This window comes from Microcoleus sp., assembly GCF_041354475.1.
GTDB lineage: Bacteria > Cyanobacteriota > Cyanobacteriia > Cyanobacteriales > Microcoleaceae > Microcoleus.
Genome location: NZ_JBGJZU010000136.1, coordinates 1 through 2,677 on the forward strand (window position 1 = coordinate 1; position 2,677 = coordinate 2,677).

Annotated in this window: 2 protein-coding genes and 1 pseudogene; all 3 read left to right on the plus strand. The window is 42.6% G+C overall.

The window, feature by feature from the left end; genetic code table 11:
• Positions 1-104, plus strand: a pseudogene (locus ACBR23_RS27895) (IS5/IS1182 family transposase); the annotation flags it as partial.
• A 140-nt stretch (positions 105-244) separates the two neighbouring features.
• Positions 245-1,426 (plus strand): aldo/keto reductase, encoded by a 1,182-nt coding sequence (locus ACBR23_RS27900; RefSeq protein ID WP_371120682.1) that lies wholly within the window; start codon positions 245-247, stop codon positions 1,424-1,426.
• Between the two features lie 110 nt (positions 1,427-1,536).
• Positions 1,537-2,292, plus strand: coding sequence for a Fe-Mn family superoxide dismutase (locus tag ACBR23_RS27905; protein WP_371120675.1), 756 nt, complete (start codon positions 1,537-1,539; stop codon positions 2,290-2,292).
• Positions 2,293-2,677 lie beyond the last annotated feature (385 nt).

Below are 2,677 nucleotides of genomic sequence, written 5' to 3' on the forward strand. Positions count from 1 at the left end.
TCAACCGACTCAAGCAATTTCGTCGGATCGCAACCCGATATGAGAAGCTGGCTGCAAATTATACAGCCATGATTACGATCGCCTGTATCTGGTTATGGTTGTAGTTTGAAAACACGCCCTAGGGGGGGGTTCTTCTTCCTTATTCCTTCTTCCTTCTTCCTTCTTCCTGAATTTCCCCCCTTGGGGGGGGGCTAGGGGGGGGTTCTTCTTCCTTATTCCTTCTTCCTTCTTCCTTCTACTTATGATGCAATATCGCAGATTCGGACGCACAGAATTATCCATGCCAGTCTTTTCCTGCGGTGGCATGAGATATCACTACAAATGGCAAGACGTACCACTAAATGAAATTCCCCTTGACAATCAAGAAAATCTCGAAAAAACAATTCGCTACTCTGTAGAAGGTGGCATCAATCACATAGAAACTGCTCGCGGTTACGGCACTTCTGAAATGCAATTAGGATTAATATTACCGAAGTTTCCCCGTGAAAAACTAATCGTTCAAACAAAAGTTACTGTCCAACCTAACGCGCATAAATTCCGTGAAGAATTTGAGACATCCTTAGCTTATTTACAACTAGAATACGTCGATTTACTATCGATACATGGCATTAACACCTGGGAATTACTAGAAGATTCCATTCGTCCTGGTGGCTGCATGGATGTGGCTAGAAAATTGCAAGCAGAGGGCAAAGTCCGGTTTATCGGTTTTTCAACTCACGGCCCGACGGATGTGATTGTCAAAACAATTGAAACCAATCAATTCGATTATGTTAACCTGCACTGGTACTACATTAATCAAATTAACTTGCCAGCCATTGAAGCTGCTAAACTTCACGACATGGGCATTTTTATCATTAGTCCTTCCGATAAAGGCGGTCAACTTTACAACCCGCCACAAAAATTGATCGACTTGTGCTATCCTCTGAGTCCGATGGTGTTTAACGACTTATTTTGTTTGTCCCATCCGCAAGTACACACTTTGAGTCTGGGTGCAGCAAAACCTGAAGATTTTAACGAACATCTCAACGCTGTACAATTGTTAGATAAAGCCGATGGACTTTTGCCACCAATATTAGCAAGATTGGAAACCGCAGCAATTAATCAATTAGGAGAAGATTGGTTTAAAACTTGGCACGTCGGTTTACCAACCATAGAAAATACTCCGGGAAATATTAACATTTATGTGATTTTGTGGCTGTGGAATTTAGCCCAGGCTTATAATACTATAGAGTATTGCAAAATGCGCTACAATCTACTGGGTAACGGCAGCCACTGGTTTCCAGGTCAAAAAGCCGATCGCCTCGATGAATTAGACTTGCGTCGCTGTCTCGCTCACAGTCCCCACGCTGCTAAAATTCCCGGTATTCTCAAAGCAGCCGATGAACTTTTTGGAGGTGAATCTGTTCAGCGCTTATCCAAAGAATAATATCAAAAAACCAGGCTATTTTTGGAGATTTCCTACTTATTGAATAAGTCGGGAATTGGCGGATAGTGTAATATGGTTTAAACAGTTAATAATTCACTTAGGTACTGTATATGAGTCTGAAACGTCGAGATTTCTTGTATTTACTGACTGCTAGCGTCGGAGCTCTTACCGCAGGTGCTTATCAAGCGTCAGGAAATAATGTATCCCAAGCAAGTCCAATTGCCGAAGCAACCAAGATAGCTCAAACTCCGGGGCCTTTTACACTGCCACCTCTCCCCTACGAATACAATGCCTTAGAACCGCACATCGATGGGCGGACAATGCAATTCCATCATGATAAACATCACGCAGCTTATGTTAAAAACCTCAACGATGCTGTTAGCAAGTATCCGCAACTCAAAAACATGAGTGTGGAAAATATGCTCAGGGATTTGAGTAAAGTACCCGAAGATATTCGCACAGTAGTTCGTAACAATGGTGGCGGACACCTAAATCACAGTATGTTTTGGGAAATCATGAGTCCCAAAGGCGGTGGCGAGCCCACAGGTAGTTTAGCAACAGCAATTAAGCAAAGTTTCGGCACTGCGGACGATTTTAAAGCCAAATTTAACGACGCGGGAACTAAACGTTTTGGTAGTGGTTGGGTGTGGTTAGTCCGCACTAAAGCTGGCAAACTTGAGATTGCAACTACTCCGAATCAAGACTCTCCTTTAATGGATGGAAATTATCCAATTATGGGTAATGATGTTTGGGAACACGCTTATTATCTCAAATACCAAAACTTGCGCGCTGATTATCTCAAAGCTTGGTGGAATGTTGTGAATTGGACAGAGATTAGCAAGCGTTACGAAAAGGCGATCGGTTAATATTGTTTGTAGTAATGACTTTAGTCCTGCTTCACTAACACAAACAAGATATATAGCAGTCCTTGCAGGAGTCGTAAAGTTTTTTACCCCACCCCAACCCTCCCCTTGCTAAGGGGAGGGAGTAAGAAGTTCACAAATGATTTAGGATTGCTATATATAGCAATCCTTGCAGGAGTCGTAAATTTTTTACCCCACCCCAACCCTCCCCTTGCTAAGGGGAGGGAGTAAGAAGTTCACAAATGATTTAGGATTGCTATATATAGCAATCCTTGCAGGAGTCGTAAAGTTTTTACCCCACCCCAACCCTCCCCTTATTAAGGTCCGGGAGTAAGAAATTCACAAATGATTTAGGATTGCTATAGCAGTCCTAAATGAGTCGTAAAGT